The following is a 14,571-nucleotide window of genomic DNA, read 5'->3' as shown; positions in this document are numbered from 1 at the left end:
AAACGGATTAGGCTCATCAAATAATTGCTGCTAGCCCTACCTATTTTCACGATAAAAGACCTTACAAAAACTACTGCTTTTGTAAGGTCTTTCTTCAACTAAATAATTGCAAAATTAACCGATTTGGATGGTTTGACCCACCGATAAAACAGAATCCAATGTTAATCCATTTAGTGACATTAAATTATCAACTGTCGTTCCAAAACGTGCAGCAATGTCCCACAATGTGTCGCCGTTTGCGACAGTGTAACTTTGACTAGCTACAGTTTCTGCTGTTGCTGTTGCAGAAGCCGCTGTATCGATTGTTGTATCAACGGTTCCCGTTGTATCTGAATAACTAGTGGTTTGAGCGACTGGTGCTCCCCAATCATATTGAGTTAAATTATATGCTTCAATTAACCAATTCAATTTTTCGGCATAGCCTGGATCAGTTGCATAACTTCCAGCTAAAGCGGCTGTTGCATCGCGATAACTGCTAGTATTACTCTTCCAAACGCCTGAATAATGGTATGTATCCCCAAAAGCAGTGGAACGAATAACATTGGCATGATCTTGGAACGATTCCGCATAAGAATTATAACTTCTAAATGCTGCTGTGACGGTCACCCATTGTCCGTCTAAATATTCTTTTGTTGGCATATAAACAGATTGTCCATTATAACTTCCTTTTACACCAAACAAGTTATAGTTCGGTGCAGATGCTAACCCAGAACTACCATAACTACTTTCTAGCAACGCTTGAGCAATCATGACGGAAGCATACATATCATTGCTATTGGCAACGGCTGCTGCTGAATTTCCGATTTCATTAATAAATGCTTGCTGGCTTGATTCTGCTTGGGCAGGTACCGCAGCACCAACCACAGGTGCTAAAATCATTGAAGTCCCCGCAACGGCGGTAGCACGTTTATAAGCTTTTTGCTTTTTAAGAGCTTTTTGAATATGTTTACTACTTCTTGTTAACTGTTCGCTCATTCATTTTTCCTCCTCACTGTCTCACTTTTCTATTTTACCGTTAATTTCCTATTGAAACAAGAAATAAACGTATTAAATTTTGAGTTTTAAAATTTCTGTAATGTAATTGAAATCTTGTTTGTATTTAATTAACCCTCTTCACACTTGTGAAAACAACCACTTCTTCTTTTCAATTTGATGAGATTTTTGTTATTTATCCTCTTACTTTTCTTTATTTATTGTGATAAAATTTTTAATGGACTTGTCACTTTTTGAACAAACTTTATAAGAGAAGTCTGTTTTTGTAATCAAAACAACTATTGCCGAGTAGTTGTTGTATTACAAAATGAATTACATAGAAATGTAGGTGGTTAGATGAAGAAACAACAATCGGGTTTAACAAATCAAGTGACGTTTTTATTAGCGTTAACTTGCGGGGTCGTGGTCGCCAATATGTATTATATTCAACCAATTGGCACCCAAATTGCTCAGGCCTTTCAAGTCAGTATTGGTTCTATTGGTTTTGTTACTATGCTGACCCAATTAGGCTATGCGCTAGGCTTACTTTTTCTTGTTCCATTAGGCGATGTCGTTGATCGTCGCAAATTAATCATTCGAGTAGCCGCGCTCTCCTCGCTGTCTCTAAGTGCTGCATTTTTTGCACCAAGTTTTCTCCTGTTTGCACTCTCTTCTTTTTTTATCGGGCTGCTCTCTATTGTCGCCCAAATTATTATTCCTTATGCTGCGGTCATGGCGGGACCAGCGAACCGTGGTAAAGTAACAGGTCGAATGCTGGGCGGACTATTGACAGGAATTTTATTGTCTCGAACGATCTCGGGTTTCATTGCTAGTGCAGCTTCTTGGCGAACAGTCTACCTAATCGCCGTAATATTCGTGTTAGCATTGGTCGTTCTACTTCAATTAAAATTGCCCAAAACAGTGATACATACTCAAACTTCAAATCGATTAACTTATTTAGGTTCTTTGAAAAGTCTTCCTAAGCTAATCAAATCGCAACCTTTGTTAAGAGAAGCAACTGTCAATGGCTTTTTTATGTTTGCAACCTTTTCAATCTTTTGGTCTACATTAATTTTCTTTGTTAGTAGTCCAGCTTATTATTGGGGACCGAAAGAAGTCGGTATTTTAGCAATTTTTGGTTTATCGGGAGCATTCGTAGCACCCATCATTGGTCGTCTATCCGATTATTATCCAGAGCGGAAGATTGTTTTGATTGGCCTGTTGATGCAGTTCGGTAGTTTTATCTTACTTTTTCTAGGTGGAACACATGTGGTCTTACTAATCTTAGCAATTATTGTTTTAGATATCGGTACTCAATTTGGGCAAGTAGCCAATCAAACACGCGTCCAAAATTTGGGAGAAGAAGCCAGCAATCGTAACAATACCGTCTTTATGTTTTTCTATTTCATCGGCGGTTCACTGGGTTCATTGATTGGTACATTAATGTGGCAAAACTATGGTTGGTCTGGTGTTACTTTAACTGGTATTGGGTTCCAATTGTTCGCATTATTTTTTCACTTTATGCTCTTTGCTCCCAAAAAGAAATGAAGCAAAAAAACCTGAATGCTATCACAAGCATTCAGGTTTTTTATCGTTTATTTATAGTGATTTATAGGTATTAACCACATTTTCAGGAGTAAAGCCGAATTTTTCAAGAACTAGACCGCCAGGTGCAGAAGCGCCGAAGTGATCAATTGTAATTGTTTTGCCTTCCGTCCCTACATAGCGTTCCCAACCAAAGCTTGCTGCAGCTTCAATCGCCACACGTTTTGTCACAGCTTTAGGTAACACACTTTCTTTATATTCAGCAGATTGTTTTTCAAATAAATCAAAACTTGGCATTGACACGACAGATACATCGATGCCTTCTTCCGCTAATTTCGCTTGTGCTTCCACCGCTAGATTTACTTCAGAACCAGTCGCAATTAAAATCCCTGCTGGTTGTTCACCTTTTTGTGGTGACAATACATAAGCACCTTTTTGAACAGAATCAGAAGCGTGTTCTAACGTTCCTTCTAAAACAGGTAAGTTTTGACGACTTAGAACTAAAATAGTTGGTGTTTCCGTAGAAGTCATAGCAATTCTCCAAGCAGCAACAGTTTCATTGCCGTCTGCTGGACGAATCACATGAACATTTGGAATGCAACGAACACTTGCTAATTGCTCAATTGGTTCGTGTGTTGGCCCATCTTCACCCACCGCAACAGAGTCATGCGTTAAGACGTAAGTTACAGGAACTTTTTGTAAAGCGGCTAAACGGATTGCTGGACGTAAGTAGTCAGTAAAGACGAAGAATGTCCCGCCATAAACATGGCTACCACCATGTAATTGAATCCCGTTCATTGCTGCAGCCATTGCAAATTCGCGAACACCAAACCAAATATTACGGCCTTCGTATTGACCAGGTTCGAAATCTTTTTCTGCAGCAACCATTGTATTATTTGAGGCAGATAAATCAGCTGAACCGCCCCAGAAACTTGGAACAACTTTTGAAATAGCTTGAATCGTTTCTTTACTTGTTACACGACTTGCGGCACTTGTTCCTAGTTCATATTTAGGTAATTCTTGTTCCCAACCTTCAGGTAATTGGTTGGCAAAAGCTTCTTTAAATTGTTTGGCTAATTCTGGATGCGCATGTTCATAGTTCTTAAACATCTCATTCCAAGCCTCTTCAGCTTTTTGGCCTTCGTCAATCATCGTTTCTTTAAAACGAGCAGCGACTTCCTCTGGCACAGTAAAGTCAGGGTATTCCCAACCATAAACAGCTTTAGCCGCTGTAATGCCCTCTTCACCAATTGGCGCGCCGTGAACGGAAGATGTTCCTTCTTTTGGTGCTCCGTAACCGATGACTGTTTTAACTTCAATCAATGTTGGTTTATCCGTTTCAGCTTTAGCCGCTTCAATCGCAGCCTCTATTTCATCTAAATCATTGCCATCTTTAACTAAAATATGTTGCCATCCGTATGCTTCATAACGAGCCCCAACATTTTCAGTAAAGGCTTTAGAAGTTGGTCCATCTAATGAGATGTCATTTGAATCGTACAAGACAATTAATTTACCTAATTTCATATGACCAGCCATTGAACTTGCTTCTTGAGAAACACCTTCCATTAAATCACCATCACCACAAATTGCGTACGTATAATGATCCATAATAGGGAAACTATCACGATTATAAGTTGCAGCTAAATGCGCTTCAGCCATTGCCATACCAACAGCCATAGCAATCCCTTGTCCTAGAGGTCCTGTTGTTGCTTCAACACCATCTGTGTGGTGCACTTCTGGATGCCCTGGTGTTTTACTATCCCATTGACGGAAATTTTTCAAATCGTCAATTGTTACGTTGTATCCTGATAGATGTAATAAGCTGTACAACATTGCAGAGCCGTGGCCTGCTGAAAGTACAAAACGATCACGATCAACCCAGTTTCTAGAAGTTGTTGGGTTCACCTTTAAATGTTTTGTCCAAAGTGCATACGCCATTGGGGCAGCACCCATTGGTAAACCAGGATGTCCTGAGTTCGCTTTTTGTACGGCTTCAATACTTAATGTCCGGATTGTATTAACGCCCAATTGATCTGTCTTGTCAAACAAAAAAATCATCTCCTAATTTAGGTTTTTTTTACCTTTATTCATAGTGTAGCTTATTTCGACAATGAAAGCAATTACTTTCTGTTGTGAAGTCCTTTTTCACGCTGAATTTTTTTTAGTTTTTCAGGAGTCACATCGGTCCCTTCTTGATCCACGACCTTCATTCCTTCGATATGGTGACGCATCCCTCCACGAAATGCTTCTAAATACTCTTTACGTAATTCTTGTTGTTCGACTTTTTCTTTCGCACTAAGTTCTTCCACTTTTGCTTTATTCGCTAATTCATTTATACGGGCAATTTTTTCTTTCGATAACATCAAAATCCCTCCTTACTCTCACTGTCTATATTATAAGAACTGCCTTAAAAAAACAACTATATTCTGATATTTATAAAACACGAACGCTTGTTTGATTTCGTTCGCATTTTATGGTACACTAATTTTATCAATTGAAAGAAGGTGCGGGTTTTGGCGAAACGTACAGAAACAAGACAATTAGAAGTACTTAAATATATATACGAACAAGTCGAATTAAAGGGCTATCCGCCAACCGTTCGCGAAATTGGGAAGGCTGTTGATTTATCCTCAACTTCTACCGTTCACGGACATTTAGCTCGTCTTGAAAAAAAGGGTCTAATCTTACGTGACCCAACAAAACCGCGAGCAATCGAATTAACACCAGAAGGCTTGGAAAAGATCGGAATTCAGCCGACAACTATTCCGATGTTAGGTGTCGTAACTGCTGGTGAACCAATTTTAGCGGTGGAAGAAGCATCAGATTTCTTCCCGTTACCTCCTGATTTACGTACAGAAGAAAATGCTTTATTTATGTTGACGATTCGAGGAGAAAGTATGATTAACGCAGGTATTCTAGATGGCGACCAAGTGATTGTTCGTAAGCAATCGAATGCCAATAATGGCGACATCGTAATCGCAATGACCGATGAAGATGAAGCAACCTGTAAACGATTCTTCCGAGAAGTAGATCATATCCGCTTGCAGCCTGAAAATGATGCATTAGCGCCTATTCTTTTAGATAACGTTACAATTTTAGGTAAAGTTGTTGGTTTATATCGCAATCATATTTAATAAAAAAAGGAAGTCACTCCGTTGAGCGGCTTCCTTTTTTGCTTGTTAACAAGTGAATAGCCTTTTGGGCTTCCTCGATAACCTCTTCTTCAGTTTCTACAGAAAGTAGATAATTTAAAGCTTCTAAACTTTGCTCGGGTTCTCTTTTTGCGAGCTGACCTAACGACCAAGCAGCTGTTCCGCGAATGACAGGACGCTGATCATTTAAACAGAGAATAATTTGTGGGATAGCTTCACGGCCGCCCAAATTCGCTAACGCAATTAAAGCATTCCGTTGCAATGGTTTTTTACCACGCCAAGAGCCTGCTAAGTGTCCGAATTGCTGTTTAAACTCTTTATTGGAAATAGTTAATAACGGTGCTAATTTGGGATAAACTTCTTCAATCTTTGGTTCCATCTCTTCATGAAAATGAAAATCTTTTCCTTTATTATAAGGGCAAACCAGCTGACAAATGTCGCAACCATAAATGACGTTACGCATTTTTTTCCGATAGTCTTCAGGCATCATGCCTTTTGTTTGCGTTTGATAAGACAAACATTTTTGAGCATTCATTCGACCGTCCCCTAACAAAGCCCCTGTAGGACACCCTGTGATACAACGAGTACAATCACCGCAACCATTTGGAACAGGTTCATCTGGTTCAAATTGAATATTGGTGGTCACCTCACCTAAATATACAAAGGAACCAAATTCTTCGGTAATCAGTAGACCATTTTTACCAATGAATCCTAAACCCGCCCGCTGAGCAACAGCGGTGTCAACATATTCGCCAGTATCTACTTGCGGCCGAAAGCGCCAGTGTTCTTTTTCTGCTTCAGTGGCAGCCTGCTCTTCAATAAAAGCAATTAATTTTTGCAACCGATCCTGCAAAATGTGATGATAATCAATTCCCCAAGAGGCTCGCGCAAATTGTCCACGCTTTTCATCTCTAGGCATTTTTTCCTGAGCTTTGGTGGGATAAGCTAAAGCAATGGAGATAATACTTTTAGGATGCTCAAACGTTTTTTCTGGGTAAATTCGTTCTTCCACATTTTGATGTTCAAATCCCGAGTTATATCCTCGCTCTCGTTGTTCATGCAGAGAATCTTCTAATTCAATAAATGGTTCAGCATGAGTAAAGCCGATTTTATCGATGCCTAAACGTTGACTCTCTTGAATAATTTTTTCTTTCAATGTCGGCATTGCTCATGACTCCCTTCATTTTATTATTTATCGTTTCGATGATACGTTTCATAGTCATGTGCATAGAGATTTTTCTCGTCCACGACGCCGGGAACAGTGGCAACTTTTTCCCAAACAGACCAGTCGATTTCTGGAAAGAAGGTGTCGCCTTCAAACGTTTCATGAATCATCGTCCGATATAAGACATCGCATGCGGGAATCAATTCTTTAAAAACGACAGAACCTCCACCAATAACGGTCACGCCTTCATACTTGTCAGCATACGCAAGAATTTCCTCTACGGAATGCATAACCAAAACGCCTTCAGCTTGGTAATCCGGATTACTGGTAAGAACAATCGTTGTTCGATTTGGTAACGGACGACATCCCATACCTTCGAAAGTTGCACGTCCTAAAACCAATGTATTATGAATTGTTTTTTCCTTGAAAAATTTCAAGTCGTTGGGTAAATGCCAAGGCAATTTGCCTTCTTTACCAATCACTCCTTGTTCATCTTGGGCCCAAATGGCTGCTAACATAGCTTCTCTCTCCTTTTTTATACGGCAATCGGCGCTTTAATCGTTGGATGTGGGTCATAGCCTTCTACTTTAATATCTTCCATATCAAAATCAAAAACAGAAGCCTTGTCTGGATTCAAAACGAGCGTTGGGAAAGAACGAACTTCTCGTGATAATTGTTCTTGCATTTGTTCCACATGATTTTGATATAAGTGGGCATCTCCTAGCGTGTGTACAAACTCCCCCACTTCTAAACCTGTTTCATGCGCAATCAGATGTGTCAATAAAGCATAGCTTGCAATGTTAAAAGGAACACCTAAAAAAACATCGGCACTGCGCTGATAAAGTTGACAGCTTAATTTTCCTTCATTTACATAAAATTGAAACATAGTGTGACAAGGCGGCAACGCCATTGAAGGCACATCTTCTGGATTCCAAGCGGAAACAATTAAACGGCGAGAATCAGGATTGGTTTTAATCATTTCAATCACATTAGCTAATTGATCGATAAAGCTACCATCTTTGGTTTCCCAGTGACGCCATTGTGCACCATAAATATTCCCTAATTCACCATATTTTTCTGCAAACTCTGCATCATTTAAAATGGCATCACAGAATTTTTGATGTTCTTCTTTGTATTGTTCTGCAAACGCTGGATCTTGTAAGACACGATGCCCAAAATCCGTCATGTCTGGTCCTTGATAATCTGCGCTTTTTACGTAACGTTCGAACGCCCATTCATCCCAAATATGATTATTTCGCTCTAACAAATAGCGAATATTCGTGTCGCCTTTTAAAAACCACAATAACTCACTTTTAATCAAGCCAAACGGTACTCGTTTGGTTGTTAGTAAGGGAAATCCTTTGGCCAAATCAAAACGCATTTGATAGCCAAATAAACTATACGTCCCAGTTCCTGTACGGTCTTCTTTAAAATGACCTTCTTCTAAAATCTTTTTTCCTAGCGCTAAGTATGCTTCTTCCATCTTATTCCCTCCGTCTCTTAATCCGCGTATTCACTCAAGTATTCCCAACGATTCATTTTTTCTTCTAACAATTGTTCCGTTGCTGTTACTGCTTCTTGCAATTCTTGTAAACGAACAAAATCATCACCCTGATGATTCATTTCTTCAGTTAATGTTTCTAATTTCGTTTCTAATTGTGTGATGTCTTCTTCAATTGTTGCCCACTCTTTTTGTTCCATATAAGTCAGCTTTGTTTTTTCTTTCTTTTCTGTCGATGCTTCTTTTACTGGTTTATTGAGCGGTTTTTCTTTGACCTTTTCTTGTTCTTTTTGGTTCGCCAAATATTCACTCATCGTGCCATAAAATGATAGGATCTGACCATTTCCTTGAAAAACTAACAATTTATCCATTGTTTTATCCAAGAAATAACGGTCATGAGAAACCGCAATTACCGCTCCTTTAAACGTTTGGATATAATCTTCTAAAATGGTCAACGTATCAATGTCCAAATCATTGGTTGGCTCATCCAATAATAACACGTTAGGCTGACTAATTAATAATTTTAAGAGATATAACCGGCGTTTTTCTCCACCAGACAGTTTGCCAATCAGTGTGCCATGCATAAAACGAGGAAATAAAAAGCGCTCTAACATTTCAGCGACCCCAACGCTGCTTCCATCACTGCGTTTCACTTCTTCTGCTGCTTCTTGCAAATAAGCAATCATCCGTTGATTAGGATCCATTTCTTCGTTTTGCTGGGTATAATAGCCAATTCGGACGGTTTCACCGATACTATATAGACCACTCTCTAAAGGAATGCGTCCAGCTAAAATATTTAATAATGTGGATTTGCCTGCACCGTTTTTACCAGTAATGCCAATTCGATCGTTTGCTTGAATGAGTAAATTAAAGTCTTTCAAAAGCTGTTTATGATCAATGGCATAATTTCCTTCCTTGATTTCCAGAACTTTTTTCCCTAAACGCTGCGTGGCAAAGTCTGCTTCTAAGGTGCCATTGGTTTGTACCTGATGCAAGTTTTCTTTTAAATCCTGAAACCGATCAATTCTTGCTTGTTGTTTCGTTCCTCGTGCTTGAACGCCTGCTCGCATCCACGCAAGTTCTTGTTTGAAGAGGCGTTTTCTTTTTTCTTCTTGTTCTACAGCGACACGTTCACGTTCGGCTTTTTCCATCACATACGTTTCATAGTTTCCTTTGTATTCATACAGTTTTCCAAAAGAAAGTTCGAAAATCCGATTGGTTACTCGATCTAAAAAGTAGCGGTCATGGGTCACCATTAAAACCGCGCCACGATAGTTATTTAAAAAGTTTTCCAGCCATTCAATCGTTTCATAATCCAGATGGTTCGTTGGTTCATCCAATAACAGTAAATCAGGCGCTTCAATTAAGACTTGCGCCAAGCTTACTCGTTTTAACTGCCCACCAGAAAGCTCACCTATTTTCTTTTCCAATGTGGGAATGCCTAATTTTTGTAAAATAATTTTTGCATTGGTATCTGCTGTCCAAGCATCTTGTTTATTCATGGCTTCTTCTGCTTGCGTGTAACGTCTTTGAACCCCTTCGTCTAAACCATTCTCACTTAAAGCAGCTAACGCTAATTCATAATTTTTGACCGCTTTTATGATCGGGCTGTCTCCCTGAAACACGGCTTCTGCAATCGTAATATTCTCGTCAAATGTTTGATTCTGGGAAAGGTACCCAATTTGATAATCACTTGGCTGCTGAATCGCAGCAAGATCACCATCACCGCTATCTACGCCAGCAATAATATTTAATAAACTGGTTTTCCCTGTGCCGTTAATCCCAATTAAACCAATGCGATCTTTTTCATGAATCAAAAAAGAAAGATGATCAAATAGTGTTTTTTCCCCATATGTTTTGGTTAAATCTGTTACTTTTAATTCTTTCACCGACACTACCAACTCCTTCTATTTTGGTCTTGCTTATTGTATCAAAAATTGGATTATAAAAAAAGTGCATGAGATAAAAATCGTCTTGGTTTCATCTCATACACTATTACTTATTCTTTATTAAAATTTTTAACAAATCGTTTCAGCGGAACATTATTCACTTCGCCGCTAATCGAATAACTCTCTAATAAATTGACATTTTTTCGTAACTCGTTCGCTTCGATAATTGAAATGCGTTCAGATTGTTCGTAATGATCAATCATCCGTCGTTCTTCTTGGAAGCCTAATAATAGGTCTTTGACATAGTCTGTCTCCGTATGAACAATATACGAATCAATAAATTCGCCTTTTTCAAACTTATGGGCTAAATCCAAGCGTCCGTCAATGAAGAAATCAATTAAATCATCATCATAGACACCGCGCAAATTATCTAAACTCTTCAGAATAACTTGAGAATTTCTTAGAAAAACTTGGCGAATATTTTCTAGTTCTTCATTTCGTAATTCTTTTTCTTCTTCAGAAGCTTCACCACGATTGAAAAATAGCTTAGGATGTAAAAGAATCGAAATGATTTGTCGAGCAAATAATAACCAAAAGCCTACAATCGATAATAATTGTTTGGCAATCGACCGTTGCATCCGTGTAATCAAGCGTTGATACATACGATAACTTCTGACACTAATTTCTCCTTGTTTCAGACTTTCTTCTAAGCCGTCTCGTTCAATGGACACAATTAACGTCCGCAACTCTTGCACTTCTTGTTTTCGTTCTGCACTTAGCTGCTCGGTATACAATTCTTTTAAACGATCTTGATAATTTTCAATGACCGCATTCATTTCACCACGAGGATTCTCTTCATTTTGCTGTTTTAAGACATCAATGACATCACGTAATAAATCAATTTCGACTGACTCTTCATTTTCCACTTCCGTCTCTGAATCAGTTAAAAATGGTAAAACTAGAATCCCGCCAATCAGAGTCACCAAAATAACACAAGCCGTAATAAATAGTAATAACGGTCGTTCTTTAAAATGCTCGCCGTTAATCGCTGTTGGCAAAATAAAGATGGTGGCTAAACTCACTGTTCCTTTAACACCGCCAAAAGTTAAAATCAACATTTCATTCATTGCGTTTTTAACTTTCTTAAGTCCATGTTGAAGCGTGTAAACACTGAAAATGGCTAAGAAACGAATCAAAAAGACAACGGCGCTAATAATTAGAACAACCAGTAGTAGGAACCAGTTTGAATATTGTTGGTCAATCCAAATTGGCGAAAACACTTGAGAAAGTTCAATTCCTAAGAATAAGAAAACTAAGGCATTTAAAGTGAACTCAATCATACTCCAAATACTTTCGCCAACATTTGACAGCTCAGCTTCAAAAAGCGAAACTTTTTTCAAACTAGACGCTTGCATAATTCCAGCAATCACAGCAGCAATAATTCCAGAAACGCCAATCAACTCTGAAATTAAATAAGCAATAAATGGCAAGAGTAATTCAATCAACAAGTAGCCTGTAACATCTTTTGCCACTGCAGTTTCAAGTAAATGAACAATTTGCTGTTTTAATAGAACTAACACGATTCCGACTACCGCTCCACCAATGCTGGAAATAACCAAGGTCCCTGCCGCTTCCACCGGCGAAAATGACCCCGTTAATAAAGCCGCTAATGCAAATTGAAAGGCTGTAACGCCTGATGCATCATTAATGAGTCCTTCACCAGATAAAATGTTCATCGAACGTTCAGGAATGTCAATTCGACCTGATAACGAACCTACCGCCACCGCATCCGTTGGCCCTAAAGCCGCTCCAAAAGCGAAGCAAGCAGCTAATGGTAAAGTAGGCAAAATCATATGCAGGGTCCAGCCGACTCCAACTAAGGTAATTAACACACCAAAAAAGGCCAAGAAAAGAATCATCCCGAAATTTTTCATCATTGCTTTCAGATTGATTAGCTCCCCTTCTCTAAATAAAAGCGGTGCAATAATCATTACTAAAAACACTTCAGGCTCAAATTCAATTTCCTGCCCCATTTTAGTTAAACCAATTAGAACGCCTACAATAATTTGCACAATTGGCAGCGGAATGACGGGAACAATCCGGTTGAATATGTTTGAGAAGGTAATAGACAGTGCAAAAACAATGATTAGAAAGGTAAATTCCATCCTATCATTCCCTTCTATATTAAATTTTTATTGACTTACCGATCAAAACATTTAAGTAATTTTTTCTTTTTAAGAATAATTTTCTTTTCAACTTCTTCTAACTCAGAACTGCGTTCGCAAAGTTCCAATTGAGCGCGTCGTGCTTCTAAACGAAGAAGTTCTCCTTTAATTAATTCAATTTTTTTGTAGCGTAAGAAATTTTTCTTTTGCATACGTTCTGCAAAGTGTTGTCGTTTTTCTTCAGGGATTGCTTGATATTTCTTTTTCAAGTCAGCGACACACTTTTCAAATTCTTCACTCACCGAAACAACTTCCTTCCAAAATTTAATCTGACTAATTATAACAAATTTTACCAAAAGTACAAGCAAAATTGCTTTCTTTTTTTCAAAAGAAATTCAGACAAAACTTAACGCGGGAAAAGCTGATTTATAGGAGCTGAACATGGTTAATCTTCATTAACAATAATATCAATTTCTGCCTCTTCATTCATCCGTGTTGAAAGAAAAAGAACCATTTCTTCTAGTGGCGCAGAAAAGCGTAAAACCACCCCTCTTCTGCCTTTTTTTAAATACCCTAAACGAATACCGTTCGGCTTTTGAACAAGGACAATCTTTTCGATATCTTTAAAGGCCGTGCCCCGATTGTCAAAAGGATGCGTAATAATACAGTCCTCCGCAAAACCTCTTGCATCGTAAAGAAAACTGAAGATAATCAAAATATATAACACACTTCGAATCATTTCAATTTTATCTCCTGCCGAAAATGCATTGGCCAGAATCATTAAACTAAAAAAAGCAACTAAATATTTTGTTGTAGGATGTTTTGCAGCCGGAATTACAATACTTTTACGTACGAAGTAAAAGTAACCATACATAACGACGACAAATAAAAATAGCAATAACGTAAATCCATCGATAATCACAAACGACTCCTTTATTTCTTTTTCTTTTGAATATCTGTTAATATATCATTTATTTCTTTAATTTCTTTTTTTGATTCGTTAATCTTTTTGATAACCGCCTCACGGTTTTTTCCAGGCGGTAAGTCAATTGATTCTTGGTAGTAGTTTGCTAAAGCTTGAACTTTTTTCATTTTTTCGCTTTGCAACAAGGCTATATTTCTTTTCATTTAACCGCCTCCTCTTCCTTAGTATACATTACTTTGTAAGGAATTGCTTAATTTGCAAGATATTTTCTAATAAAAAGGAGTAATTTTACATTTTCTTATAAACAAAAAGTGTTCGGCTGAGTAACACCAGCGAACGATAAAATAATAGAATAAAAGATGAGACAGAAGTAGTTTACTTTTGTCTCATCTTTTATTATTGAGCTGAAATCGCTAAACCAATTGCTTTTTCCCCTAGGTGGGTCCCGATAACTGGACCAAAATGACCAATTTCAATTTCTGCATTTGGGTATAGCTTTTGTAATTTTGCTTGTTCTTTTTCAGCAACGATGCGGTTATTGGCATGAATCACATACAGTTTAACTGGTGCTTCAATCCCTGCGTTTCGTTCACCAATAATCTTTTCTGCACGAGCAAAAGCTTTCTTTGTTGAACGGATTTTTTCAAATAATACAATCTTTCCATCTTCAAAAGTCAAGATAGGTTTAATCTTCAATAGTCCAGCGATCAAGGCTGCGCCATTCGTTAAGCGACCGCCACGAACTAAGTTGTTCAGATCTTCTACAATTAGATATGCATACGTATTGTCACGAATTAAATCTAATTTGGCAAAAATTTCTTCTAAGCTGGCTTTTTCTTCTGTTAAATCTAAAGCAGCTTCTACCATGTGTCCCATTGGCATACTTGTAATTTTTGAGTCATATGGATACAAAGCAACGCCTGGGATTTCATCGGTAAGTCCGTGCAATGTATGAACAAAACCAGAGATTCCTGAAGAAAGATGAATGCTGATGATGGTGTCGTACCCTTGTTCAGCGATTGATTTGTAAAGCTCTAACACTTCTCCTAAAGCAGGTTGTGAAGTCGTCGGAAATTCTTTACTATTATTTAGCAATGCATAATATTCATCTGCTTCAATGTCAATGCCTTCGTTGTATATTTTTCCATCTAAAATGACTGGGATGGGAATTACAAAAAGATTCGGATGATCTTTAATGCGCTCGGGTAAATAAGCTGTACTATCTGTCACAATAGCAATTTTCATTTTGTAACCTCG

Annotated in this window: 14 protein-coding genes; 2 read left to right on the top strand and 12 right to left on the bottom strand. The window is 38.1% G+C overall.

The window, feature by feature from the left end:
* Positions 1–114: 114 nt before the first annotated feature.
* On the bottom strand, positions 115–975 hold the full coding sequence (locus IGK54_RS06690; protein WP_002357562.1) for a glucosaminidase domain-containing protein: 861 nt from the start codon (positions 973–975) through the stop codon (positions 115–117).
* 354 nt (positions 976–1,329) lie between these two features.
* Here IGK54_RS06690 and IGK54_RS06685 point away from each other — a divergent pair, with 354 nt between their 5' ends.
* Positions 1,330–2,520, top strand: a complete 1,191-nt coding sequence (locus tag IGK54_RS06685; protein ID WP_002357563.1) for an MFS transporter — start codon at positions 1,330–1,332, stop codon at positions 2,518–2,520.
* A gap of 51 nt (positions 2,521–2,571) precedes the next feature.
* On the opposite strand, the gene tkt is transcribed toward IGK54_RS06685, so the two are convergent.
* Both tkt and IGK54_RS06675 read right to left on the bottom strand, forming a co-directional pair.
* Entirely contained in the window at positions 2,572–4,566 is a 1,995-nt protein-coding gene (tkt, locus tag IGK54_RS06680; protein WP_010826936.1) for a transketolase, read from the bottom strand.
* A gap of 71 nt (positions 4,567–4,637) precedes the next feature.
* Positions 4,638–4,880, bottom strand: a complete 243-nt coding sequence (locus IGK54_RS06675) for a DUF896 family protein (RefSeq protein WP_002382327.1) — start codon at positions 4,878–4,880, stop codon at positions 4,638–4,640.
* Between the two features lie 150 nt (positions 4,881–5,030).
* Between IGK54_RS06675 and lexA the strand changes: the two genes are divergently transcribed.
* Positions 5,031–5,651, top strand: a complete 621-nt coding sequence (gene lexA, locus IGK54_RS06670; RefSeq protein ID WP_002357566.1) for a transcriptional repressor LexA — start codon at positions 5,031–5,033, stop codon at positions 5,649–5,651.
* Between the two features lie 13 nt (positions 5,652–5,664).
* Here lexA and queG read toward each other — a convergent pair whose 3' ends face one another.
* From queG to IGK54_RS06625, 9 genes are all read right to left on the bottom strand, one after another.
* On the bottom strand, positions 5,665–6,834 hold the full coding sequence (queG, locus tag IGK54_RS06665; protein WP_002382325.1) for a tRNA epoxyqueuosine(34) reductase QueG: 1,170 nt from the start codon (positions 6,832–6,834) through the stop codon (positions 5,665–5,667).
* Between the two features lie 23 nt (positions 6,835–6,857).
* Complete coding sequence (gene dfr / locus IGK54_RS06660; protein WP_002360302.1) at positions 6,858–7,352, bottom strand: trimethoprim-sensitive dihydrofolate reductase; 495 nt, start codon at positions 7,350–7,352, stop codon at positions 6,858–6,860.
* 17 nt (positions 7,353–7,369) lie between these two features.
* The gene (locus IGK54_RS06655; protein ID WP_002357569.1) at positions 7,370–8,317 is read right to left on the bottom strand and encodes a thymidylate synthase; all 948 of its coding nucleotides are present in this window, start codon (positions 8,315–8,317) and stop codon (positions 7,370–7,372) included.
* Between the two features lie 17 nt (positions 8,318–8,334).
* On the bottom strand, positions 8,335–10,224 hold the full coding sequence (locus IGK54_RS06650) for an ABC-F family ATP-binding cassette domain-containing protein (RefSeq protein WP_002365663.1): 1,890 nt from the start codon (positions 10,222–10,224) through the stop codon (positions 8,335–8,337).
* 110 nt (positions 10,225–10,334) lie between these two features.
* Positions 10,335–12,389 (bottom strand): cation:proton antiporter, encoded by a 2,055-nt coding sequence (locus IGK54_RS06645; RefSeq protein WP_002371149.1) that lies wholly within the window; start codon positions 12,387–12,389, stop codon positions 10,335–10,337.
* Positions 12,390–12,424: 35 nt separating this feature from the next.
* Positions 12,425–12,757 carry an ACP phosphodiesterase gene (locus IGK54_RS06640; RefSeq protein ID WP_002357572.1) on the bottom strand — a complete coding sequence of 111 codons (333 nt, stop codon included), beginning with the start codon at positions 12,755–12,757 and terminating at the stop codon, positions 12,425–12,427.
* A 77-nt stretch (positions 12,758–12,834) separates the two neighbouring features.
* Positions 12,835–13,311: a hypothetical protein gene (locus IGK54_RS06635; RefSeq protein WP_002369392.1), complete on the bottom strand. Its 477-nt coding sequence runs from the start codon at positions 13,309–13,311 to the stop codon at positions 12,835–12,837.
* Positions 13,312–13,322: 11 nt separating this feature from the next.
* Positions 13,323–13,517 (bottom strand): hypothetical protein, encoded by a 195-nt coding sequence (locus IGK54_RS06630; protein WP_002357574.1) that lies wholly within the window; start codon positions 13,515–13,517, stop codon positions 13,323–13,325.
* Between the two features lie 193 nt (positions 13,518–13,710).
* Positions 13,711–14,559 (bottom strand): DegV family protein, encoded by an 849-nt coding sequence (locus IGK54_RS06625; RefSeq protein ID WP_002382324.1) that lies wholly within the window; start codon positions 14,557–14,559, stop codon positions 13,711–13,713.
* Between the last annotated feature and the right edge of the window lie 12 nt (positions 14,560–14,571).

This window comes from Enterococcus sp. DIV2384 (assembly GCF_050534975.1).
In the GTDB taxonomy this organism is placed as follows: Bacteria; Bacillota; Bacilli; order Lactobacillales; family Enterococcaceae; genus Enterococcus; species Enterococcus faecalis.
This window is presented reverse-complemented; position numbering and strand designations above follow the sequence as displayed.

Coding starts and splice junctions, on each gene's coding strand:
- dfr (WP_002360302.1), bottom strand. CDS start 7,352: ATGTTAGCAGCCATTTGGGCCCAAGATGAACAAGGAGTGATTGGTAAA.
- queG (WP_002382325.1), bottom strand. CDS start 6,834: ATGCCGACATTGAAAGAAAAAATTATTCAAGAGAGTCAACGTTTAGGC.
- IGK54_RS06675 (WP_002382327.1), bottom strand. CDS start 4,880: ATGTTATCGAAAGAAAAAATTGCCCGTATAAATGAATTAGCGAATAAA.
- IGK54_RS06625 (WP_002382324.1), bottom strand. CDS start 14,559: ATGAAAATTGCTATTGTGACAGATAGTACAGCTTATTTACCCGAGCGC.
- IGK54_RS06645 (WP_002371149.1), bottom strand. CDS start 12,389: ATGGAATTTACCTTTCTAATCATTGTTTTTGCACTGTCTATTACCTTC.
- IGK54_RS06655 (WP_002357569.1), bottom strand. CDS start 8,317: ATGGAAGAAGCATACTTAGCGCTAGGAAAAAAGATTTTAGAAGAAGGT.
- IGK54_RS06690 (WP_002357562.1), bottom strand. CDS start 975: ATGAGCGAACAGTTAACAAGAAGTAGTAAACATATTCAAAAAGCTCTT.
- IGK54_RS06630 (WP_002357574.1), bottom strand. CDS start 13,517: ATGAAAAGAAATATAGCCTTGTTGCAAAGCGAAAAAATGAAAAAAGTT.
- IGK54_RS06685 (WP_002357563.1), top strand. CDS start 1,330: ATGAAGAAACAACAATCGGGTTTAACAAATCAAGTGACGTTTTTATTA.